The following is a 23,419-nucleotide window of genomic DNA, read 5'->3' as shown; positions in this document are numbered from 1 at the left end:
CCCCGCGCGACTAGGCCCTACAGTTATGTACGTGATTCCCGGATCCGCTACACAGAATGAGTGACAATCACACCCAAAACGACGACCCGCACCGCCGCCGGGCGCCGGGCGACCGCGACGGGCGCCCCGGCCGGCGCGTACCAACCGAGGTGACCGCCGAGTGAACATCGTCGGCGAACTCATCGTCCTGCTGGTCAACGGCCTCCAGACGGGCGCGATCTACGTCCTGCTGGCGATCGGGCTGTCGATCATCCTCGGGACGCTCAAGTTCGTCAACTTCGCCCACGGGGCGCTGTTCGTGATCGGCGCCTACGCCGGCCTGCTCATCACACAGGAGATATCGATCTCGAACGGGCGGCTCGCCGAGTGGGGCTACCCCACGATCGGCCTGGAGTGGGGCTTCTTCGCCGCACTCGTCATCGTCCCCCTGTTCGTGTTCGTCGTCGGGCTCGCGATGGAGCGGTTCGTCGCGCGCCCGTTCTACGACCGTCCCGACACCGACCAGATACTGGTCACCTTCGGGCTGGCCATCGTCGTCCAGGAGGTCATCCACGCGCTGATCGGCCCCCGGACCTACGGCTACGAGGTCCCCACCTCGGCGTTCGGGCTCCTGCCGATGACGGGCCCGATCCCCGTTCCGCTCTCGGACGTGACGATCAACGTCTGGCGGCTCTGGGTCATCGCGATCACCGCGGCGCTGGTGATCGCCGTCTACGCCATCGTCGAGTACACCGACTTCGGGCTGGTCGTCAAGGCCGGGACGCGCGACCCCGAGATGGTCCGCCTGCTCGGCATCAAGATCACGCGGCCGTACCTCGTGATGTTCGGGATCGGCGCGGCGCTGGCGGGGATCGCCGGCGTCGTCGGCGGCCCGCTGCAGAACATCAACCCCGAGATCGGGATGACGATCCTCGTCCCCGCCTTCCTCACCGTCGTCATCGGCGGCGTCGGCTCCATCAAGGGCGCCGTCCTGGGGGGGACGCTCATCGGGATGGTCCAGGTGACGCTCATCTCGCTCGGGAGCGTCGGGGTCGGCGGGTTCACCGTCAACTTCAGCCCCTGGTCGCAGGTCGGCATCTACGTGCTCGCGGTCATCGTCCTGCTGACGCGGCCCCAGGGCCTGCTCGGCTCCGAGGAGGTGAGCGCATGAGCGACGAGGTCAAGTCCGCCGAGACGGGCGAGCCCGCCGAGGTCGAGTCGCCGTCGCTGTACGACCGCTGGCTCGCCGTCCGCGAGCGGGAGGTGACCGTCGCCGTCCTCACCTTCCTGGGGGTCTTCCTCGCGCCGTTCGCGCTGGTCGCCCTCCCGGAGATGCTCGGGATCCCGACCCAGTACGTCTGGTACCGGAGCCTGGTCGTCCTGGCGCTCATCTGGGGGATCTTCGCCATCGGCTACGACCTCCTGCTGGGCTTTACGGGTCTGCTGTCCTTCGGCCACGCGATGTTCTGGGGCGTCGCCGCCTACGCGGCGGGCATCTTCAGCGCCAACGTCACCGGCAGCCCCATCGCGATGATCCTCGTCGGCACGACCACGGCGGTCCTGCTCGCGTGGGTCATCGGCTGGATCTCCCTGCGCCGGGGCGGCATCTACTTCGCCATCCTCACGCTGGCGTTCGGGCAGATGATCTACTACATCTTCCTGTCGCCGCTCGGGTGGCTGACCGGCGGGGAGAACGGGTTCAACGAGGTCGCCGTCGACCCCCTGCTGGGCTTCCTGCCCCTGGGCGCTGAGGTCGCCGTCGTCCCCGATATCCTCGTCCAGACGTGGATGTACGTCTTCGTCGGGATCGCGGCGGTCCTCGCGGTCGTCGTCGCCAACCGGGTCCTCAACTCCCCCTACGGGATCGTCCTGCGGGCGATCCGCGAGAACGAACAGCGCGCCGAGTTCGTCGGCCTCAACGTCTGGCGCTACAAGCTGATGGCCTTCATCATCTCGGGCGCGTTCGCCGGCGTCGCCGGGAGCCTCTACGTCATCCAGCGGTCGTTCGTCCCGATCGAGAACACCCTGAACTGGACGGTCAGCGGCGAGATCGTCATCATGACCGTGCTGGGCGGCGTCGGCTCGCTGTTCGGCCCGATACTCGGCGCGGGGCTGTACATGTACGTCGCCAACATCGTCAGCGGGATGCCGGCGATCGGCCACTTCTGGCACATGATCCTCGGGCTCGTGTTCGTCTTCGTCGTCGTGCTCCTGCCCAACGGCATCTGGGGCGGGGTCGACTGGCTCCGCGAGCGCGTCGGCGACGCGCTGGGGGGTGACGAGCGATGAGCGCCATCCTCGAGACCGACGGGCTGGTCAAGGAGTTCGGCGGCCTCACCGCCACCGACGACGTGAACCTCTCCATCGAGCGCGGCGAGCTGCTGTCGCTCATCGGCCCCAACGGCGCCGGCAAGTCGACGCTGATCAACCTCATCACCCGGATGTTAGAGGAGACCGAGGGCGACATCCGCTTCGAGGGCGAGTCCATCGTCGACCTCGAACCCCACGAGGTCGTCCAGCGGGGGATCGGCAAGTCCTTCCAGACCGCGTCGATCTTCCCCGAGCTCACCGTCGAGGAGAACGCCAACATCGCCTCGCTCGGCGCCGAACACGGCTCGTTCCGCTTCAACTTCCTCACCCACCGCAACAGCTACCCCGAGGTCGAGGAGCGGACCCTGAGCATGCTGGAGGCGGTCGGCCTGCGCGACCAGCGGGACACCCGCGCCGCCGACCTGCCCTACGGCGACAAGCGCCGCCTGGAGATCGGGATCGCCCTGGCGAGCGAGCCCTCGCTGTTGCTGATGGACGAACCCACGGCGGGGATGTCCCCCGAGGAGACCCAGGCCACCGTCGAGCTCATCAAGGACCTCCAGGAGCAGCTGGACCTGACGATCCTGCTGGTCGAACACGACATGGAGATCGTCTTCAGCATCTCCGACCGCATCGCCGTCCTCAATCGCGGGTCGATCATCGCGGAGGGGCCGCCCGACGAGGTGCAGGGCGACCCCAGCGTCCAGGAGGCGTACCTGGGAGGTGTCGAGCTGTGAGCCTGCTCGAACTCGACGGCGTCGACAGCTACTACGGCCAGAGCCACATCCTGCGGGACGTGTCCATGCACGTCGAGGAGGGCGAGATATGCGCCCTGCTCGGCCGCAACGGCGCCGGCAAGACGACGACGCTGCGCAGCATCGCCGGCGCGCGTCCCCCGGAGGTGCGGGAGGGGACGATCACGTACAAGGGTCGGGACATCACCGACATGGAGACGGAAGACATCTCGGTGCTTGGCATCTCGCACGTCCCCGAGGAACGGCGGGTGTTCGGCAACCTCACCGTCGAGGAGAACCTCCACCTCGCGGACGTGGTCCAGAACCGCTCGAACACGATCGGGCGGGACCTGCAGTTCGAACACGAGGGGCTCTCGATCGAGCAGATCCTGGAGGACTTCCCGCGGCTGGCCGAGCGGCAGAACCAGCTGGCTGGGACCCTCTCGGGCGGCGAACAGCAGATGCTCGCCATCGCGCGGGCCCTGAAGCAGAGCACCGACCTGCTGATGCTCGACGAGCCCTACGAGGGGCTGGCCCCCCAGATCATCGAGACCGTCGAGGGCGCCATCGAGCGGATCCGCGAGGAGGGGACGACCGTCCTGCTGGTCGAGCAGAACGCCGTCGCGGCGATGAAGATCGCCGACCGGTGTTACATCGTCGACCAGGGCGGGGTCGTCTTCGAGGGCACGGCGGCGGAACTGCGCGAGGACGACGAGACGCGCGAGCGGTACCTGGGGGTCTAACATGCCAGGACAGACCGACGAACCGACGGCGGAGGGATCGACGGCCGAGCAACCGACGATGGACGAGTCGACGGTCGACGCCCACGTCGACACGCTGGTCGCGGAGGGCGTCCTCGACCACGACGAGTCGACCGACGCGGTGGCGACGACCGACGGCTTCGAGCACCGGCGCCACGTCTACCTCGACACCTACCTCGACCTGGACGACGCGGCGTTCCACGAGTCGGTCGCCGACGCGTTCGATCTGCCCTCGGCCGAGGCGGCCGCCGAGCGCGTCGACGAACTGGGGGTCAGCCGCGAGGAGTTCGCGACCTACCTCGCGCTGTCGGCCCACCTCGACGGCTACGGCGTCGGCGAGCTGACCCAGATGGCCGCCATCGTCGCCGAGGTCGGCCCGCAGTCGCCGGTACCGGACGCGCTCGACGAACTCGACGACGGCTCCTGGGGGGCGTTCGTCGCCGACCACGACCGCGCGATCGTGACCGTCTGGAAGCGCCGCTGCGAGCCCTGCGAGGCCATGAAGGAGGAGGTCGACGAACTGCTGGCGGCGCTGCCCGACGGCGTCGCAGTCGCCGGGCTGGACGGCGAGAGCTGTCCCGACTTCTGCCGCGAGAACGCGGTCAACGCGGCGCCCGCGGTCGCCTTCTTCGCCGACGGCGACCTGCTGGAGGCCGTGACCGGCCGCCGGAGTCCGGGCCCGCTCGGCGAGCGCGCCGCGGAGCTGTACGGAACGGACTGAGCGGACTTCTTTTCGGCGGGAAAGTGCGGTCGGCCGGTCCCTTCAGCGGCGGTCGGCGCCGTGGAGCTGGTCGACGCTGTCGACCAGATCCCGGACCGACTCGGTCTGCTGGTCGGTCGTCTCGACGATGCGGCGGGCGGCCGTCTCGGCGGCTTCGGCGTGGTCGCGGGCGTCCTCGATGGTGGTCGTGACGCCCTCGATGGCGTCGGCCTGGCTGTCGTTGGCGTCGGCGACCTCCTCGATGCCGTCGGCGGTCTCGTCGACGGCCTCGGCGATCTCGTCGAGCGCGTCGAGCGCCTCGCCGATCCCCTGTTCGGCCTGCTGGATCTGGGCGCTGGACGCCCGGACGCTGTCGACGGTCTCGGTCGCCTGTGACTGGATCTCCGTGACGGTGCGTGCGATCTCGTCGGCGTGTTCGCTCGTCTCGGAGGCGAGCGTCTTCACCTCGTCGGCGACGACGGCGAACCCCTCGCCGGACTCGCCGGCGCGGGCCGCCTCGATGTTGGCGTTCAGCGCGAGCATGTTCGTCTGCTCGGCCACGTCCGCGATGATCTCGATGATCTCGCTGACCTCGTCCATTCGCTCCTCCAGCTCGGTCACGTCGTCGACCAGTTCGTCGCTGGTGTCGGTGAGCTCGTCCGTGACGGCCTGGGCGCGCTCGCCGGCGCGCTCGCCGTCCTCGACGGCCTCTCTGGCGCGGTCGGCGGCGGCCGACACCTGGTTCGAGGTGGCCGCGATCTCCTCCATCGTCGCGCTCACGTCCTGGATGTCCTCGGCGGCATCGGCGAGGATCCTGTTTTGCTCGGTGACCGCCGACTCGATCTCGTCGGCGGCGTCGGCCGACTCGTCGGTCGCCGCGGCGAGGTCCTCGGCGTTGTCGTCGACCCGCTCGATGAGGTCCGCGAGCGTGCTCGCCATCTCGTTGAGCTCGTCGACGACCTGCAGCAGCGACGCGTCGACGTGGCCAGCCTCGTTGTCGAAGGCGGCGCGGGCGTCCAGGTCCCCCGCCTGGATGGCCTGCATCGTCTCCTCCAGCTCGGTCACCAGGTCGGAGGTCCGCTCGTGGCGGAGCACGTCCGCGGTGCGGTCCTGGACCATCTCGACGACGGCGATAACGTCCCCGTCGTCGCCGTAGATGGGCGCCGCCGAGAAGGAGATGTGGGCCTCCTCGCCGTGCTGGTCCTGCATGACGCTCGTGTCGCGGTAGAGGGTGAACGAGGCGTCGTCGACCTTCGGCACGTCGTAGACCTCGTGGGTCCGCTCGGGGGCGTCGAGCACCTTGTCGGCCAAGGTCTTGCCGCGGCGGCCGTCCGGGTAGAACGCCATGCTCGCCATCTCCATGGCCTGGGCCTCGGCCTCGGAGACGCCGGTCAGCTGTTCGAGCTGGGCGTTCCACGTCAGGATCTCCCCTTCCGCGTCGAGGACGAACAGCGGTGTCCCGATGTGGTGGAGCACGTCGTGGTAGTCCAGCGCGCCGGGACCCGACTCCTCACCGGCGGGTCCCGCGTCCGCGTCGCCGGTCTCGGCCGCGGCGTCGGCCCCGTCCGCGCCGCCGGAGTCGCCCGCCGCCCGCTCCTCGTAGGCCGCGGCGCCGGCCGCGAACACGTCCGTCGTTCGGGCGAGCCCGTCCCGCAGGTCCGAGCGGGCTTCGGCGAGGGTCCCGTGGTCCGACTCGTCGAGGTCCTCGCGGAGCCGGTCGAAGACGGCGTCGACGACGGCGCCGGTCACGACGCGCTGGGAGGCGGCGAACGGACCCGCACCGATGCCGGCGGCGCGGTACTCGTCGACGAGCGCGCCGACCTCGTCGGTGTCGAAACCGAAGGGGTCGCGGACGTGTCGGTCGCCCACGGCCGCCAGGTCCGCGTCGCCGTACACGTCGCCGAGCGCGTCGAGGTCCGGGTCGTATCGACCCTCGAACGGCCGCCCGCCGCGCGCCTCGACCACCGACCCGCCGTCCGGTTCGACGCCCGCGTCGCCGTCCCGGGTGAGGCCCGAGTCGCCACCTGGGCCGACGCCCGAGGCCCCGTCCGGTTCGCCGTCCGCGTCGGTCCGTGCCCCGTCGCTGCTGCCGCCGACCCGCTTGCGAACCCGGCGGAGTATCGACTCCGGTGTGCGCCGTGTCATCGTGCCGGACCCAACAACGAACCGGTACAAAAGCTCACGGGACAAATTATCGCTGGAGATAACGGATCTCGGCCGTCTCGGGCCGGTCGCGGGCGGGTTCGGGCGACCGCGCGGACCCGGCGCCGGGTCGACCGGTCGTTTCGCGCGGATCATTTATGTCGCTGCCCGCGCCAGTCCCACGGGATGGACGACGACTCGGTCGTCGAGACCAACCCGCGCGACCGGGGCGGGGTCGACCCGCCGGCCGCGTTCGCCGAGCAGGCCAACGTCTCCCCGGGGGACGCGGCGGCGTTCGAGGGCGAGTGGCCCGACTGCTGGGGGCGGGCCGGCCGGATGCTCGACTGGCTGGAGCCGCCGGCGACGACCTACGAGGCGACCGGCGAGCGCCGGCGGTGGTTCCCGGACGGGGAGCTGAACGCCGCCGTCAACTGCGTCGACCGCCACCTCGACGACCGCAAGACCCAGGCCGCGATCAAGTGGATCGGCAAGCGCGGCGAGCGGCGCACCTACACCTACCTCGACCTGTACCACGAGGTCAACGAGTTCGCCGCCGGCCTCCGGTCGCTGGGCATCGGCGAGGGCGACGTGGTGACCCTCTACATGCCGGCGATCCCGGAGTTGCCGATCGCGATGCTGGCCTGCGCGCGGATCGGCGCCCCGCACAACGTCGTGTTCGCGGGGTTCTCCGCGCAGGCGCTGGCCGACCGCATGGAGCGGGCCGACTCGGAGTACCTGGTCACCTGCGACGGCTACTACCGCCGGGGGTCGGCGATCCACCAGAAGAACAAGGCCGACAACGCCCGCCTGTCGGTCCCCCAGGAGGTGACCGAGACGGTGGTCGTCGAGCGACTCGACGACGAGAGCGTCCAGCTGGGCGACGAGGACCGCGCCTACGACGACCTGGTCGCCGACCACCGCGGCGCCGAGGTCGACCCCGTCGCGCGGGCCGCCGACGACCCCCTGTTCGTCATCTACACCTCCGGGACGACCGGCGAACCCAGCGAGGTGCGCCACACCACGGGCGGCTACCTCGCCCACGCGACGTGGACGAGCCACGCCGTCCTCGACCTGAAACCCGAGGACACCTACTGGTGTTCGGCCGACATCGGGTGGATCACCGGCCACACCTACCTCGTGTACGGCCCCCTCTCGCTCGGGACGACCACGATGCTCTACGAGGGGACGCCCGACCACCCGGAGAAGGACCGCGTCTGGGAACTCATCGAGCGCAACGCGGTCGACGTGTTCTACACGGCGCCGACGGCCATCCGCGCGTTCATGAAGTGGGGGACCGAGCATCCCCAGTCCCACGACCTGTCGAGCCTGCGACTGCTCGGGTCGGTCGGCGAGCCGCTCAACCCCAGCGCCTGGTGGTGGTACTACGAGCACGTCGGCGGCGGGGACTGCCCCGTCGTCGACACCTGGTGGCAGACCGAGACGGGCGCCATCCTGCTGTCGACGCTGCCCGGCGTCGACCGGATGAAACCCGGCTCGACCGGGCCGCCGCTGCCGGGGATCGACGTGGCCGTGGTCGGCCCCGGCGGCGAGGAGACGACGGCCGCCGAGGGCGGGCGCCTCGCCGTCACCCGGCCCTGGCCGGGGATGCCGCTGAATCTAGAGAGCGACGAGCGGGCCGACGAGTGGCGCTACGTCACCGAGGACGTGGCCCGCATCGACGACGACGGCTACGTCACCGTCCTCGGGCGGATCGACGACACGGTCACCGTCGGCAACCACCGCCTCGGCACGACCGAGCTCGAACGGGCGATCGCGGACGTGCCCGGCGTCGCCGAGGCGGCCGTCGTCGACGTGCGCGACGGGAGCGACGGCTCCGTCTACGCGTTCGTCAGCACCGACGAGCGCCACGAGGCCGAGCGGGACCTCCGCGAGCGCATCACCGACAGCGTCGAGCGCTCGATCGGCGCTTTCGCCGTCCCCGAGACGTTCGTGTTCACGCCGGAGCTCCCGAAGACCCGCTCGGGCAAGCTGATGCGGCGCCTGCTCAAGGACATCGCCGACGACGACGAGCTCGGCGACACCAGCGCGCTCCGCAACCCCGAGATCGTCGGCGAGATCCGCTCCGCGCTCGACCGCGAGTGACGGCCGCGACGCTCCTTCGGTATTCTTCCCCATCCCGAAACGCGACGCACGCACCGACCCGGTAACTGGCGTCGACAACCTCTCGATCCCGGACGAGACACCCACACCTGGCGAAGCTTTATTTCGCAAGGGTACGTTTCCGCGAAACGACTGTCATGGGACAGCGTACCAGGGGCGCCGACGACGCCGCCGAACCGCTGACGAGCGCGGGCTACGAGCGGTTGCGGCGGGCGGCGGCCACGTACCGGGAGGCCGTGGTCGTGCGTCTCTGCGGCGAGGTCGGCCTCCGGCCGGCGGAGGTGGCGCGGGTCCGGCCGGGGCACCTGTGGACCGCCTCGACGCGCGCCGGGGCCCACCACCTCCTGACGGTGGTCGACGACGCCGGCGAGACCGTCAGGGACGCCTACGTTCCGGCGGACGTGCGCTCGGCCGTCGACCGGTACGTCAACGAGCGGGGGATCGGCGAGGACGAACTGGTCGTCGACGTGACGCCGCGGCGGATCCAGATGGTCGTCGCGGAGGTCGGCGAGCGCGCGGCCGACCGGAGCGGCGACGACCGACTGCTGAGCGTCTCCTCGACGGACCTCCGGGGGTACTACGCCCGCCGGCTCGTCCACGAGGCGGGACTCGACCCCCGGGTCGTCCTCGCGGTCGGCCCCTGGGACGGGATCGACACCCTGTGTCGTCACCTCGACCCAGTGGGGATCGACACCGTCCTCGACGCGCTCGAACGGACGGGGCTGGACGGTCCGACCGCCGAGTGGACGCCGGGAGACCTCGGGCGCGCGCTCGCGGGCGCGGACCTCGCGGTCGTCGTCACCGACGCCGACGGGACCGTGGCGTTCGCCAACGACGGCGCCGCCGCGCTGACCGACACGCCCGGGGAGGACCTGGTCGGCGGACCCGCGAGCGCGCTGTATCACGGCGACGCCCGCCCGCCGAGCGAGGCGAACGGGGCGGAACCCGTCCGGCTCGCCCGGCCCGACGGCGATCCCGTCCCGGCCGTGCAGGTCGCCGCGCCCCTGCACGACACCGCCGCGCGGCGGGGCCGGTACGTCGCCGCGTTCGTCGAGACGGACGGCGACGGACCGGCGAGCGCGGGGGCGCCGGTCGAGAGCGGTGTCGGGGCGAACGCGAACGGGGAGAGAGCACCCGTGAGCGGCGACGGCGCGCTCGTGAACGGAAACGGTGCAGACGCGGACGGGGCGCACGCGTACGGGCGCGGGGCGGCTCCGGGCGGAGACGGGGTCGCTCCGGGCGAAAACGGGTCGGGACCGGCCGCGGCGGATTCCGACGGGTCGACCGGGTCGGCCGTCCCCGCCCGCGTGGCAGACGCCATCGACGCGCTCGGGGCGGTCGCCGGGGTGCTCGCGGCGGCGTCGAAGCGGACGGAGGTCGCCTCGCGGGTCTGCGAGCGGCTGGCCGCGGCCGACAGCTACGAGTTCGCGTGGGTCGGCTCGGCGACCGGCGACCGGGGGGTCGTCTCGACGGCCTGGACCGGGGTCGACGAGGCGACCGCGGAGGCGCTGGCCGAGGTCGCTACCGACGACGTCGACGTCCCCGACGTCGCCGCCGACCAGCCGGGCGAGGTGCGGATACTCGCCGCCGACGACCGGGAGGGGCCGCTCCGGGCGGTCGAGACGGACGGCGACGGACCGGGCGTCGACGCGGTCGCCGTCGTCCCGATCACCTACGGCGACACGACCCACGGCCTGCTCGCGCTGGGCGCGACCGGGAGCGAGGCCTTCGGGAGCGCCGAGCGCGACCTGCTGGCCAGCCTCGGCTGGGGGGTCGGCCAGGCGATCACCGACATCAAGCGCCGGAACCTGCTGCTGGCCGACAGCGTCACGGAACTGGAGTTCCGCGTCGAGAGCGACCGCGCGTTCTTCGTCGCGGCCAGCCGGGACCTCGGCGCGGCGTTCGAGCTCCAGGGCCTGGTCCCCGGCGAGGGCGGGAGCCTGCTGTACTTCGTGACGATGCGCGGCGCCTCCCCCGAGGACGTCGTCGAGTTCGCCGACGACGCCGCCGGCATCGAGAACGCCCGGCTGATCCGCGACTACGGCGAGCGCTACCTCGTCGAGTTCGTCGTCGCCGGCGAGGAGCCCGCCACGACGCTGACGGAACTGGGCGGTCACGTCTCCGAGTTCACCGTCGCGGACGGCGCCCAGCGCGTCACCGCCGAGTTCACCACCGAGACCGACGTGCGGACCGTCTTCAACGGCTTCCAGTCGGCGTTCTCGGCGTCGGCGCTGCTCTCGAAACAGGAGGTCGAACGGCCCGTCCAGACGACCGACGGCTTCCGCCGCTCGCTGGAGGACGACCTCACCGACAAACAGCAGTCGGTCCTCCGGGCGGCCTACCTCGCCGGCTACTTCGAGTGGCCCCGCGGGTCGACCGCCGAGGAACTGGCCGACTCCATCGGCGTCTCCTCGCCGACGCTGCACAACCACCTCCGGAAGGCCCAGCAGAAACTGCTCACCGCCTTCTTCGACGACGAGTGACAGGTCGGGCGCGCGGTACGGGCCGCCGACACCGCGGCCCCTTCGGGCGGTCGTCGCCGGCCGTGACAGTCGTCAACATAGATAGTTAGACGGTTCGCTTAAGAGTCTCCTGGGTGATATCCACGACGAACCATGTCACGGAGTGACTGCCACCGGTCGCGACGGGTCACAGGGAGGGGTCGATAGCCATGTCCGAGGACGGCTCCCCGCTCGAATCGCGGCTGACCGAACAGGAGTACTTCCGGCCGCCGACCGACTTCGTCGGCCAGGCCAACGTCAGCGACCCCGACATCTACGACCGCTTCGACGAGAACTACCCCGAGGCCTTCGAGGAGTACGCGGAACTGCTCGACTGGGACGAACACTGGGACGAGGTGCTCGACGACTCGAACCCGCCCTTCTACGAGTGGTTCACCGGCGGCGAGCTCAACGCCTCGTACAACTGCATCGACCGCCACCTCGACGAGCGCAAGAACCAGGCCGCGTTCATCTGGGAGGGCACCGACAGCGACGAACGGGACATCATCACCTATCAGGATCTGTACAACCGCGTCAACGCCGCCGCCGCGTCCCTGCAGGACGTGGGCGTCGAGGAGGACGACGTGGTCACCTGCCACCTCCCGATGCTGCCGGCGCTGCCGGTGACGATGCTGGCCTGCGCCCGCATCGGCGCGCCCCACTCGGAGGTGTTCGCCGGCTTCTCGGCGCAGGCGCTGGCCGACCGCATCGACGACGCCGACTCCGACGTGGTCGTCACCTGCGACGGCTACTACCGCCGCGGCGAGTTCCTCAACCACAAGGAGAAGTGCGACGAGGCCCTGGAACTGGCCGATTCCGACGTCGACACGGTCGTCCTCTGGACCCGCCACGACGAACTCCACGAGGACGTGGAGATCGGCAGCGACGACCCGTACGTACTGGCCGACGACCTGCTCGCCGACAACGAGCGCGCCCGCGTCGACCCCGTCTCCCGCGACGCCGAGGACCCCCTCTTCCTCATGTACACCTCCGGGACCACGGGCCAGCCGAAGGGCTGCCAGCACCGCACCGGCGGCTACCTCTCCTACGTCACCGCCACCAGCAAGTACGTGCTGGACATCGAACCCGAGGACACCTACTGGTGCGCCGCCGACATCGGGTGGATCACCGGCCACTCCTACATCGTCTACGGGCCGCTCTCGCTCGGGACGACCAGCGTGATGTACGAGGACACGCCGGACCACCCCCACAAGGGCCGCATCTGGGAGATCGCCGAGCGCTACGACGTGGACATCTTCCACACCTCGCCGACGGCCGTGCGGATGTTCATGAAGTGGGGCTCGGAGTACGTCGAGGACTACGACTTCGACTTCCGCCACATGACCACGGTCGGCGAGCCGATCCAGCCGGAGGCGTGGCTGTGGTACTACAAGCACATCGGCGACGAGGACGCGGTCATCGTCGACACGTGGTGGCAGACCGAGACCGGCGGCCACCTCATCACGAACCTCCCCGCGCTCAAGGACATGAAACCCGGCTCGGCCGGGTTCCCCTGTCCGGGCATCCAGCCCGCCCTCTACGACGACAGCGGCGAGCCGATGGAGCCCGCGAGCGGCAAGGCGGGCAACCTCGTCATCGAGAAGCCCTGGCCCGGGATGTTGCAGACCGTATACGGCAACGACGAGCGGTTCATCGAGGAGTACTGGCAGGACTTCTCGGACACCGACAGCTCGGACCCCGAGGACTGGGTGTACAAGGCCGGCGACGGCGCCGTCCACGAGGACGACGGCTACTTCCGCGTCCTCGGCCGCCTCGACGACGTGATGAACGTCGCCGGCCACCGCCTCGGGACGATGGAGCTCGAATCCGCGGTATCGGAAGTCCAGGACGTGGCCGAGGCCGCCGTCGCCGCACGCGACCACGACGAGAAGGGCGAGGTGCCCGACGTGTACGTCGTCGTCCGCGAGGGCGTCTCCGCCAGCAACGAGGAGGTCCGCGACCGCATCATCGAGGCGGTCGAGGACGAGATCGGCAAGTTCGCCCGCCCGGCCCGCGTGGTCTTCGTCGACGACCTGCCGAAGACCCGCTCGGGCAAGATCATGCGCCGCCTGCTGGAGAACATCTCCAACGGCGACGAGCTCGGCGACACCACGACGCTGCGTGACCCGAGCGTCCCCGAGGAGATCCGCGACCAGGTCCACGGCGACGACTAGATCCCACTTTTTCCGGCGGAGAGTTCCTCGCGCGCCGGAGGCGCGCTGCGGGAATCCTCCGCCGCAAAAACTTGGGGAAAAAGAACCGGACGCAGCGGTCGCTTCGCTCCCTCGCGTCCGGTGAACCGGCGCCGAAGGCGCCGGATGCTCAGTACAGACTGTGCACGGAGCAGTGGCTTCGGATACAGTAGTCTTTGAAATGAAATCGAATGTGAGATCCCGCAGAGAACAGAATGCGATGAAGACCCTCGTCACGCCAGCGGTGGCTATTCGCTCGCACCGTATGCAGTGAAGTTCATTCGCTCTGGCCCGGCCTGCACTACACTCCCGTTGACCGTACAGGGGGCATCGATGTCGCGATCGAACTCACCGTTCTCGTTCTGGTCGCTGTAGACAACCGTCTGGACAACGTGAAGGCCCGAATACGACCGCTGTAGGTTAACTCTGAATCCCTCGGCGGTAGTGATTGTATCGCCAGTGTCCGCGTGGAACGACGTGCCAGCGACCTCCCCATCGACGTACGCCACCAAAAAGAGGGTCGTGTTCGCAGGGATGGTGAAACTCACACGGACGCTGTCCTGTGTCCACACGTCGTCTCTGTACTCCCGCCAGAACTCGATCCAAGTGCTGTCGGGACAGTTCGTCCCGTTCGACTCGAACGCAACCGGTGTTGCCGAGACGGTAGGTATCGAGGATGACTCGGTGGCCGTTACCGAGGATGGTGCTGGTGACTGCCCCCTATCGGTCGTGGCAGACGTTTCCGGCTCGGTCGGTACGGGTGTTCGCGGCTCGATTGGGGTATCGGTCCCTGATCTCGTCGGCTCAAGCGTCGGCGTAGACTGGGTCGCTGGCGCGCTACATCCAGCGACGAATAGGAGTACAGTGAGTGCAATCGGGAAAGTACTACGCATTATCTTGAGCGATTCAACAGCCCGGTATATGTTTTGTCCTGTTGAGTGAACAAATCGCAAGGGGGACCGACCAGTCACTTCCGGTCGGATCAGCGCGAACGGGCGTCGTTACCCGCCCAGATACTTGTTCTCCGTGTCGACAGTGTTCGGGAGTCGCCGCGTCGAGGCGCCGAACGTCGCCGCCGCGTCGTGGGCGTCGAACGGGTCCATCGGCGCCGGCCCGTCGTCGCCCGGATCGGCGGCGTCGGCTTCGATCTCGGGCTCGTCGGCCGTGGTCTCGGCTGTCGGTGCGTCTCGGGTCTCGGTGGTCGCGTGTGTGCTCATCTGCGGTTGGGGTCGGAGGCGGTCTGCGAACTGGACGACGCCGTCGGGGGAGAGAATCAGCGTACCGCTACTGCGAGCGCCGTCCGTGACATACCTCTCCGGATGCACCCATCGATAATAAAAGTTAATGATCTATTCGGAGGGATAGGTCGCCCGGAGTGGTCGTCGGGGTCTCTCCGCCGGCGTTCGGCCGCGGATTCAGCCGTCGGAAACCGCACGTGGACTCAACCGTCGGAAACCGCACGTGGGTTCAACCATCGGGGACCCCCCGTGGGTTCAGCAGTTGGGAACCGACTGCGTGGTCACTCCTCGGAGACCGGGGCTTCCATCCCGCTGACGGCGATCGAGATCCGGTTGCCGGTGTCGTTGACCGTGTGGACCTCGCCGGCCACGACGAGATCGCCCTGGGCCGTCGGGCCGATGGCGACGGGGTCGCCGACCGAAAGCGACGGCATGGCGGTCTGGAACTCGACCCACGCGCGGCAGTCCGACGGGTGGTTCACGTTCGCGAAGGAGACGGACTCGACGGTGGCGTCGACGCGCTCGAAGCCGTGTGCGACCGTCACCGACTCGCGCTCGGCGTCGGGGTCCCGGTCCAGCACCCGGAAGGCCTTCTCGGTCGGTTCGTACCCGCCGGTCGGCCCCGCGACGCCCTCAACCAGCCCGAGCGACTCCAGCTGTGGCATCTTGTTTCTGATCGTCCCCGGGGTTCTGTCCATCCGCTCGGCGAGGACGCCCGAACTCACCGGGGATTCGCGCTGCTGGTACTCGTTGACCAGCACCGTCAGCGCCCGCCGCTGGGTCTCGTAGAGGTCGAGTGAATCCGCGCCCATCTACCGCCCCTTCGGTCCGAGGCCCTATCGCTATTGGGATCGGCCCCGTATTTGCGCCGCGCGGAGCGTCCGCTCACTCCGTTCGCTCGCGTCCGGTGAACCGCGCTCGCTATGTTCGCGCGGACGGGAGAACCGAAAACTGTGCGCGCGTTACTGGTAGTCGACTTCGCCTTCGCCCTCGCCGATCCAGCCGCCGCGGTCCGGTTCGCGGGACTCCAGCGGGTCGATGTCCTTGTACCAGGGGACGTTCTTGAGCTGTTCCTTGTCGAGGACGAACTCGTCTTTGGTGTCGGCGGTCCACTCGAAGTTCTGGGTCAGCAGGATGGCGTCGACGGGGCAGACCTCCTCGCAGAGCCGGCAGTAGATGCACTGGCCGATGTGGAGGTTGTACTGCTCGCCGTTGCGCTGGTCGTCGGTGACGATCTGGATGGTGTCGTTCGGGCAGACGTTCTCGCACTGGCGACACCAGATACACCGCTCCTGGCTGAACTTGTGGACGCCGCGGAACCGCGGGCTCACTTCCGGCGCGTCCTCGGGGTACTCGACGGTGAACGTCTCGCCGTCGAGCGCGTGTTTCATCGTCGTTGCCATCGACTTGAGGAGTCCTATCATTGGGAGTCACCTCCGCGTGTCGCGGATGTCGGAGTCGGGCTCGGGGTCGCGCTCATGCGTTGACCACCCCGACGATGACGGCCGTCAGGACCAGATTGGCGAACGAAAGGACGAGCATGCCCTTCCAGCCGATCTGGATGAGCTGGTCGATGCGCAGCCGCGGGATCGCCGACCGGGCCCACTGCGTGAACAGGTAGACGGCGATCATCTTCGCGAAGAACCAGACGACGCCCGGGAGCACCGGCCCCGAGGCGCCGCCGAGGAAGATCGTCGCGATGATCGCGCCGCCGAGGAAGATGTGGATGAACTCCCCGAGGTAGATGAGCACGAAGTACACCGAGGAGTACTCCGTCTGGTAGCCGGCGACGATCTCGGTCGGCGCCTCCGGGATGTCGAACGGGTTGCGCCCGACCTCCGCCAGGTTCGCGACCAGGAACAGGACGAAGGCGAACGGGTTGACGAAGGCGTACCACGAGGGGATCGGGATCCCGCCGAGGTTCACCAGCGTCTGGCGCTGCATCTCGACGATGGTCGACATCTGCAGCGACCCGGCGAAGATGACGACCGAGGCGCCGGTCAGCACCAGCGGGATCTCGTAGGCGAGGTTCTGCGCGACCGCGCGCAGCCCGCCGAGGAACGAGAACTTGTTGTTCGACGCGTAGCCGGCCATCAGCAGGCCCAGCGAGGCGATCGACGCGACCGCGAACACGTAGGCCAGCCCCGTCTCGGGGTCGGCCAGCTGCAGGTTGTTGCCGAACGGGATGACCGCGAAGCCCAAAAGCGCCGAGCTGGCGATGACCAGCGGCGCCAGGTCCCAGGCGGGGCGGTCGACGCCCTCCGGAACGATGAGCTCCTTCGAGAGCAGCCGCACTGCGTCGGCCGGGATGATCAGCAGGCCGTAGGGCCCGTGGCGGTTGACCGCGATGCGGTCGGTGAACGCGGCGGTGATCTTCCGCTTGCCCCAGATGCCGAGCACGGCCGTCATCGTCAGCAGCACCGTCGCGATGATGCCGCCGGCGACGATGCTCGTCAGGATGATGACCCACGTCTCGCTGATGTCGAGCCCGAGGAGGTCGGCGATGATCTCGGGGAACGGCGTCCCCGACTGGAGCGCCGGCGCGACCATCACCGATCCACCTCCCCGAGGACGATGTCGAGGCTACCGAGCGAGGCGATCATGTCCGGGATGAACTCGCCCTCGGACATGACCGGCAGGGTCTGGAGGTTCGAGAAACACGGGCTCCGGATCTTGAACCGCGCCGGCTTGTCCGTGCCGTCCGAGCGGATGTAGATGCCGAGTTCGCCCTTGGCGCCCTCGACGGCCCGGTAGATCTCCGTGTCGGGGTCCGGCCGCAGGGTGCGGGGGACGTTCGACTGGATCTCCCGCTCGTCTTCGGGCCAGTCCTCCAGCAGGTCGACGCACTGCTCGATGATGCGGGCGGACTGCTCGACCTCGCGCATCCGGACGAGCAGGCGCGCGAAGTTGTCGCAGCCGTCCTCGGTGACCACGTCCCAGTCGAGCTGGTCGTAGTAGCCGTAGGGGTCGTCGCGGCGCAGGTCGTAGTCGATGCCCGACCCGCGGGCGACCGGCCCCGTGGCGCCGTAGGACTTGGCCTCCTCCGGCGGCAGGACTCCCGTGTCGACCGTCCGCATCTGGAGGATCTCGTTGGAGGTCATCATGTCGTGGTACTCCGTGAGCCGCTCGGGGAGCTCGTCGACGAAGTCGCGGATCTTCTCGAAGAACTCCTCGCGAGGCTCGGGCAGGTCCCACGCCACGCCGCCCAGCCGCAGGTAGTTGAACATCAGCCGCTGGCCGGTCAGGTCCTCCAGGATGTTCTGGACCGTCTCGCGGTCGCGGATGCCGTACATGAACAGCGCCGTGAAGTCGCCGTAGATGTCCAGCGCGAACGTCGAGAGGGCGAGCATGTGCGAGGCGATCCGGCACAGCTCCGCGGACATCGTCCGGATGACCTGCGCGTACTCGGGCACCTCGATGTCCGCAAGGTCCTCGGCCGCGCGGGCGTAGGCCCACTCGTTGAGGATGCCCGCCGAGATGTAGTCCCAGCGGTCGGGGTAGGGCATGATCTGGTGGCGGTAGGTGCCCTGCTGGCACATCTGCTCCTCGCAGCGGTGGAGGTAGCCGATGTCCGGGTCCAGGTCGGCGATCTGCTCGCCGTCGAGGACCGTCTCGATGTGGAGCACGCCGTGGGTCGCGGGGTGGTGGGGACCGATGTTGACGAACATCGTGTCCGTGTCGTCCTCCCCGCGGTGGTCCTCCTGCAGCGGGTTGGCGTGTTCCCGCAGCGTGACGATCTGCGGTTCCTCGCCGCTGAAGTCCTGGGAGAGCGGGTGGCCCTGCCAGGTCTCGGGCAGGAGGATCCGGCGCAGGTCCGGGTGGTCCTCGTACTCGATGCCGACGAGGTCGTAGGCCTCGCGCTCGTGCCAGTCGGCGGTGCGGTAGACCGGCTCGGCGGTCTGGCTGACCGGTTCGTCCTTCGACGTCGGGACGACGACCGACACCTCCTGGGTGGGGTCGTCGTACTTCTTGAGGTGGTAGATCGACTCGTAGCGGTCGTCGTACTCCTGTGCGGTGACGCAGGAACAGTGGTCGAAGCCGGCCTCGTCGCGCAGGGTAAAGAGGGCGTCCTGCACCTCGTCGGGCCGGACGACGAACCCCTCGGCGTTGACGTGCTGTTCGCGGTCGACGACGGTGTCGCCCAGCAGCGCGGCGAGCTCGTCGTAGTCGAGTTCGCCCTCGGAGACGCCGACCTGCTCCTCCGTCGCGAGCACGTCGCTCTCGGGCTCTTCCAGGCTCATGGCGAGTCACTCCAGTTGTACCGCATCACGAGGTCCTCCTCGTCGATCTCGGCGGCGAGCTTGTCGACGAGCTCGTCCTGTTCGAGGTCGCCGAACTGCTCCAGCTCGTAGGGCTTGACCGTCACGGGGGCGGACTCGCCGTTGGCGATGCGCTCCTGAAGCTTGGCGACGCCGTAGACGAGCGCCTCGGGACGCGGGGGACAGCCCGGGACGTGGATGTCGACCGGGATGACCTCCTCGGCGCCCTTGATGACGTTGTAGCCCTCCTGGAACGGGCCGCCGGAGATGGTACACGAGCCCATCGAGACGACGAACTTGGGCTCGGGCATCTGGTCGTAGACGCGCTTCATCCGCGGGGCGAACTTCGAGACGATGGTCCCCGGGACGATGATCACGTCGGCCTGTCGCGGCGAGGCGCGGGGGACGCCGGCGCCGAAGCGGTCGAGGTCGTGTTTGACCGCGTATGTGTGCATCATCTCGATGCTGCAGCAGGCGATCCCGAACTGCAGCATGAACATCGACGAGCCCCGGACCCAGTTCATGAACTTGTCGAACTTCGTGAGGATGAACGGCGTGGAGCCGAACGCCTCCCGGAGCGTCGAGTTGAACCGGTCGTCCGCGCCCTCGCCCAGCCGGGCCTCCTGGGTCGATTGGATGTCTGTGCCGTCGGCCGTTGGTGTGTGGTCGCTGCTCATAGTTACTGTTCGACCCGCTGTGCTTGCGCGCGCGGGCTGCGGATCCATCTGACCGCACCGTTGCGCCACGCCCAGCCGAGCCCGATGACGAGGATACCGACGAAGACGAGCATCGGGACCAGCGCCTCGGCGAGCCCGACGTTGGCGACCGCGTCGCGGTAGATGACCGTCCACGGGAAGATGAGGACGGTCTCGATGTCGAAGACGACGAACAACAGCGCGACCATGTAGTACTGGATGTTGAACTTGATGCGCGTGTCGCCCGTCGGGACCTCGCCGCTCTCGTAGACGGCGCGTTTCCCCTGTTCCGGCACGCTCGGCCGCAGCAGCGACGACACCACCATCATGCTGATGGGGATGGCGAGCGCCACGACGGCGAGCGCCCCGATGGCTATCCATGGGTTACTCATGACTCTCTATCGTTCGACGGTTTGGGGTGGTGCCATATAAGGGTTGATTGTTGTCCTCGGGCGGTTTCGAGCCGCGATTCCCCCGAAACACGTTCGGCCGGCGGTACGCCCGACCTACCGACCCCTCCCGCCGACAGCTTCTTGTCCCCTCGGTCGGTGCTCCCGCTCCCGACCGTGCCCTCCGACGACCCCTTCCGGAGCGCCGAGTCGTACTACGCCGAATACCGCCCCCGCTACGGCGACCGCCCGCTCGACCACCTCGTCGACCGCTTCGCACTCGACGAGTCCTCGCGCGCGCTGGATCTGGGCTGCGGCGCCGGCCAGATCGCCGTCCCCCTCGCCGACCGCGTCGGCCGCGTGGTCGGAGTAGATCCCAACGAGGCGATGCTCGACGGCGCGCGCGAACAGGCCCGGCGAGCCGGCGTCGAGAACGTCGAGTGGATCCGGGGTTCGGACGCCGACCTCCGCGGGTCGCTGGGCGACGACCTGGGCCCCTTCGACGTGACGACGATGGGCCGCGCGTTCCACTGGATGGACCGCGCCCCGACCCTCGACCGGATCCGCGAACTGACCCGTCCGGGCGGCGGCGTCGCCGTCTTCGGCGACACCGAGTGGCTCACGAGCGGCGAGCGCGCGTGGCAGGACGAAGTCTACGACCTCGCCGCCGAGTACCTCGACGACCTGCCCGAGCGCACCGGCCCGCGCACCGAACCGTACGAGAACCCGTACGACGAGATGCTGGCCGACCACGGGTTCGCGGCGGTCGAGACGGCGACCTTCGAGCGGACCCGCGAGTGGACCGCCGACGAGGTGGTCGGCTACGTCTTCTCGCTGTCGTTCTGCTCGCCCGCGACCTTCGGCGGCGAGAAGGGCGACTTCGAGTCCGAACTGCGCGAGCGGCTCGACGACCTGGGCGGCCCGTTCGAGCAGACCGACGAGGTGCGCGTCGTCTCGGGACGAAAGCCGGCCGACTGACCGGCCACGCAGCGGCCGGCCCCGAACGCGGCGCTACTCCCCGTCCCAGTACGCGTCCTTGAATCCGGGCGTGCCGAGTTCGTGGAGGTCCCGGGAGGCCTCGCCGACCCCCTCCTGCAGGCCCTCGTGGTACTCGACGAGTCGCTCGCGGATCTCGGGGTGCTGGCGCGAGAGGATCTGGGCGGCCGTGAGCGCGGCGTTGAACGACTTGCCGGCGTCGACGGCGGTGATGGGGGCGCCCTGGGGCATCCCGATGACCGAGTCGACGGACTTCTCCTGGACGGGGACGCCGATCACGGGAAGCGGGTAGGCGATGGAGGCGGTCATGTTCGGCAGGTCGGCGGACTTGCCGCCCGCGCCGGCGATGATCACGTCGATCCCCCGTTCCTCGGCCGTCTCGGCGTAGGCGTACATCAGGTCGGGCGTGCGGTGGGCCGAGACGACGAACGTCTCGAAGGTGAACCGCGATTCGGGCGGGTCCTCGTAGTCGGTCTGCTCCGCGAAGCCGAGTTCGTCGGCCAGCGCGGCCGTCGCGCCCGGTCGCTTGCCCTTGCCGCCGGCCATCGTCGGCAGGTCCGAGTCCGACCCCATGACGATGCCCACGTCGGGGGTCGCCTCGTCCGGCAGGTCCATCCCGGCCTGTTCGTGCAGCTGGTCGATTATCGACTGGACGGAGTCGGCGGTCATGAGCGAGTGTCCGCGGCGCGGGGCCGTAAGCGTGTGCGATCCGGACCGGACCGCGGCTGCGATCGCCGACAGCCCGCAGGCGCGAGCCGGCGGGGAACTACCACAGTGTTCAGGTACGCCTTTCATCCGCCCGAGCGGTCGATATACGGGGAATGGTGCCGCCACTGGAGGGCGGCGGGTACCTCCCGCCGGAGGCCGAGCTCGACGCGCTGGTCACGGCGTTCCCGGACGTGGGGTTCATCCTCGACGCCGACGGCCGGTACGTGCAGGTGCTGTCGGGCCCGGAGTCCGAGGAGCTGCTCTACGACGACCCCGAGGTGCTGCTGGGCAGCCGCGTCGACGAGCTGTTCGACGGCGGGACGGCCGAACGGATCGTGTCGAACGTCGAGGCGGCGCTGGAGGCGGGCGAGGTCCGGACCTTCGAGTACGCGCTCGACGTGGGCGACGGCGAGCGGTGGTTCGAGGGTCGGGTCGCGCCGGTGCCCGACGACGGGTACGACCACGTCGTCTACGTCGCGCGCGACGTCACTGCCCGCAAGCGACGGGAGCGGGAGCTCGCGCGCCAGCGGGGGTACATGCACGCGATGCTGGACTCGCTGGACGACCTGTTCTACGCGCTCGACCGCGACGGCGAGCTCGTCGACTGGAACCGCACCGTCGAGGCGGTCACCGGGTACGGGAGCGAGGAACTCGCGGGCTGTGGCGTCACGGAGCTGTTCGGGGGCGACGCGACCGAGCGCCTGGCGACGTTCGTCGCCGAGGTGTTCGAGGAGGGGTCGGCCCGCCGGGTCACGGAGGTCCAGCCCAGGAACGGCGGGCCGATCCCCTACGAGTTCGTCGCCGCGCTGTTCGACGACCCGGACGGCGAGGACCTGGTCGTCGGCATCGGTCGGGACGTGAGCGAGCGCCGCGAGCGCGAGGAGCAGGTCCGCGTGTTCGGCCGCGTCCTGCGACACAACATGCGCAACAAGATGACCGTCGTCGACGGCACCGCCGAGTTCCTGGAGCGGCGCGACCCCGCCGGCGTGGGCGGCGACGCCGCGGCGGAACGCATCCGGTCGGCCGCCCGCGACCTGATGCAGCTCACGGAGAAGGCCCACGACGCGACGGAGGTCCTGCTGCAGGAACACCACCACGGCGCGGTCGACGTGAACGCGATCGTCGCGGGCGTCGTCGAGGAGTTCGAGGCGCGCGCGGGCCGAGCGACCGTCTCGTACGACGGCGACGACGACGCGGTCGCCAGAGCGATCCCCGCGGTCGGGCAGGCCGTCGAGGAGCTGGTCGAGAACGCAGTCCAGCACGGGGGCGACCGGGATCCGGGCGCGTCGACGGTCCGGGTGGCGGTCGACGCGGGCGGCGACGCGGTGACCGTGACGGTGAGTGACGACGGGCCGGGGCTACCCGACCACGAGGCCAACATCATCACCGAACACCGCGAGATATCGCCGGTCTTCCACGCCAGCGGCATGGGGTTGTGGCTGGTCCGCTGGATCGTCAGGCGGTCTCGGGGCGAGATCGAGATCGTCGAGCGCGGCCCCGACGGGACGACGATCGAGATTGCACTCCCCCGGGCCGGTCAGGAGACCGACGACGGCGGAGCCGAACCGTCGACCCCGTAACGGCCTCGCCGTCGCCTCGCTCTCGAACCGTCAGTCCCGTCTCGCTCTCGAACCGTCAGTCCCGCCTCGCTCTCGAACCGTCAGTCCCGCCTCGCTCCCGAACCGCCGGGTCCA

General features: G+C 69.3%; 20 protein-coding genes. 10 read left to right on the top strand and 10 right to left on the bottom strand.

What is annotated here, in order from left to right; all coding sequences use genetic code 11:
- The first annotated feature begins 160 nt into the window (after window positions 1–160).
- From E3328_RS09695 to E3328_RS09675, 5 genes are read left to right on the top strand one after another with little or no spacing between them, the layout of a single operon-like run.
- Window positions 161–1,150, top strand: coding sequence for a branched-chain amino acid ABC transporter permease (locus E3328_RS09695; RefSeq protein ID WP_135364361.1), 990 nt, complete (start codon window positions 161–163; stop codon window positions 1,148–1,150).
- Complete coding sequence (locus tag E3328_RS09690; protein ID WP_135364360.1) at window positions 1,147–2,268, top strand: branched-chain amino acid ABC transporter permease; 1,122 nt, start codon at window positions 1,147–1,149, stop codon at window positions 2,266–2,268. The genes E3328_RS09695 and E3328_RS09690 overlap by 4 nt, the downstream gene beginning before the upstream one ends.
- Window positions 2,265–3,026: an ABC transporter ATP-binding protein gene (locus tag E3328_RS09685; RefSeq protein WP_135364359.1), complete on the top strand. Its 762-nt coding sequence runs from the start codon at window positions 2,265–2,267 to the stop codon at window positions 3,024–3,026. The genes E3328_RS09690 and E3328_RS09685 overlap by 4 nt, the downstream gene beginning before the upstream one ends.
- Window positions 3,023–3,766: an ABC transporter ATP-binding protein gene (locus E3328_RS09680; protein WP_135364358.1), complete on the top strand. Its 744-nt coding sequence runs from the start codon at window positions 3,023–3,025 to the stop codon at window positions 3,764–3,766. Before E3328_RS09685 ends, E3328_RS09680 begins: the two co-directional genes overlap by 4 nt.
- Before the next feature lies 1 nt (window position 3,767).
- Window positions 3,768–4,505, top strand: coding sequence for a thioredoxin domain-containing protein (locus tag E3328_RS09675; RefSeq protein ID WP_342775080.1), 738 nt, complete (start codon window positions 3,768–3,770; stop codon window positions 4,503–4,505).
- 42 nt (window positions 4,506–4,547) lie between these two features.
- Here E3328_RS09675 and E3328_RS09670 read toward each other — a convergent pair whose 3' ends face one another.
- A complete protein-coding gene (locus E3328_RS09670; RefSeq protein WP_246022951.1) occupies window positions 4,548–6,629 on the bottom strand; it encodes a methyl-accepting chemotaxis protein in 2,082 nt (693 codons plus the stop codon).
- Window positions 6,630–6,812: 183 nt separating this feature from the next.
- Between E3328_RS09670 and E3328_RS09665 the strand changes: the two genes are divergently transcribed.
- From E3328_RS09665 to acs, 3 genes are all read left to right on the top strand, one after another.
- On the top strand, window positions 6,813–8,729 hold the full coding sequence (locus E3328_RS09665) for an acetate--CoA ligase (RefSeq protein WP_135364357.1): 1,917 nt from the start codon (window positions 6,813–6,815) through the stop codon (window positions 8,727–8,729).
- 155 nt (window positions 8,730–8,884) lie between these two features.
- Window positions 8,885–11,230, top strand: a complete 2,346-nt coding sequence (locus tag E3328_RS09660) for a bacterio-opsin activator domain-containing protein (RefSeq protein ID WP_135364356.1) — start codon at window positions 8,885–8,887, stop codon at window positions 11,228–11,230.
- Window positions 11,231–11,418: 188 nt separating this feature from the next.
- A complete protein-coding gene (acs, locus tag E3328_RS09655; RefSeq protein WP_135364355.1) occupies window positions 11,419–13,422 on the top strand; it encodes an acetate--CoA ligase in 2,004 nt (667 codons plus the stop codon).
- Between the two features lie 266 nt (window positions 13,423–13,688).
- Here the strand turns inward: acs and E3328_RS09650 are convergent, their stop codons facing one another.
- From E3328_RS09650 to E3328_RS09615, 8 genes are all read right to left on the bottom strand, one after another.
- Complete coding sequence (locus E3328_RS09650; protein WP_135364354.1) at window positions 13,689–14,333, bottom strand: hypothetical protein; 645 nt, start codon at window positions 14,331–14,333, stop codon at window positions 13,689–13,691.
- Between the two features lie 108 nt (window positions 14,334–14,441).
- Window positions 14,442–14,657 (bottom strand): hypothetical protein, encoded by a 216-nt coding sequence (locus E3328_RS09645; protein WP_135364353.1) that lies wholly within the window; start codon window positions 14,655–14,657, stop codon window positions 14,442–14,444.
- A 302-nt stretch (window positions 14,658–14,959) separates the two neighbouring features.
- Complete coding sequence (locus tag E3328_RS09640; RefSeq protein ID WP_135364352.1) at window positions 14,960–15,490, bottom strand: HTH domain-containing protein; 531 nt, start codon at window positions 15,488–15,490, stop codon at window positions 14,960–14,962.
- Window positions 15,491–15,640: 150 nt separating this feature from the next.
- Window positions 15,641–16,102 carry a NuoI/complex I 23 kDa subunit family protein gene (locus E3328_RS09635; protein ID WP_135364351.1) on the bottom strand — a complete coding sequence of 154 codons (462 nt, stop codon included), beginning with the start codon at window positions 16,100–16,102 and terminating at the stop codon, window positions 15,641–15,643.
- 52 nt (window positions 16,103–16,154) lie between these two features.
- Window positions 16,155–17,228, bottom strand: coding sequence for a complex I subunit 1/NuoH family protein (locus E3328_RS09630; RefSeq protein WP_135364350.1), 1,074 nt, complete (start codon window positions 17,226–17,228; stop codon window positions 16,155–16,157).
- Window positions 17,228–18,919, bottom strand: a complete 1,692-nt coding sequence (locus tag E3328_RS09625) for an NADH-quinone oxidoreductase subunit D (protein ID WP_135364349.1) — start codon at window positions 18,917–18,919, stop codon at window positions 17,228–17,230. The genes E3328_RS09630 and E3328_RS09625 overlap by 1 nt, the downstream gene beginning before the upstream one ends.
- Window positions 18,916–19,614 (bottom strand): NADH-quinone oxidoreductase subunit B, encoded by a 699-nt coding sequence (locus E3328_RS09620; RefSeq protein WP_135364348.1) that lies wholly within the window; start codon window positions 19,612–19,614, stop codon window positions 18,916–18,918. The genes E3328_RS09625 and E3328_RS09620 overlap by 4 nt, the downstream gene beginning before the upstream one ends.
- 2 nt (window positions 19,615–19,616) lie before the next feature.
- Complete coding sequence (locus E3328_RS09615) at window positions 19,617–20,024, bottom strand: NADH-quinone oxidoreductase subunit A (RefSeq protein ID WP_135364347.1); 408 nt, start codon at window positions 20,022–20,024, stop codon at window positions 19,617–19,619.
- Window positions 20,025–20,198: 174 nt separating this feature from the next.
- On the opposite strand from E3328_RS09615, the gene E3328_RS09610 reads away from it, so the two are divergent.
- Entirely contained in the window at window positions 20,199–20,999 is an 801-nt protein-coding gene (locus E3328_RS09610) for a class I SAM-dependent methyltransferase (RefSeq protein ID WP_209452151.1), read from the top strand.
- 33 nt (window positions 21,000–21,032) lie between these two features.
- Here the strand turns inward: E3328_RS09610 and purE are convergent, their stop codons facing one another.
- Complete coding sequence (gene purE / locus E3328_RS09605; RefSeq protein ID WP_135364346.1) at window positions 21,033–21,686, bottom strand: 5-(carboxyamino)imidazole ribonucleotide mutase; 654 nt, start codon at window positions 21,684–21,686, stop codon at window positions 21,033–21,035.
- A gap of 152 nt (window positions 21,687–21,838) precedes the next feature.
- Here purE and E3328_RS09600 point away from each other — a divergent pair, with 152 nt between their 5' ends.
- Window positions 21,839–23,305 carry a PAS domain-containing protein gene (locus tag E3328_RS09600; RefSeq protein WP_135364345.1) on the top strand — a complete coding sequence of 489 codons (1,467 nt, stop codon included), beginning with the start codon at window positions 21,839–21,841 and terminating at the stop codon, window positions 23,303–23,305.
- Window positions 23,306–23,419: the final 114 nt, after the last annotated feature.

This window comes from Halosimplex halophilum, from assembly GCF_004698125.1.
GTDB classification, from domain to species: domain Archaea; phylum Halobacteriota; class Halobacteria; order Halobacteriales; family Haloarculaceae; genus Halosimplex; species Halosimplex halophilum.
The sequence above is the reverse complement of the archived record's forward strand: the minus strand, read 5'-3'. Positions and strand labels throughout refer to the sequence as shown.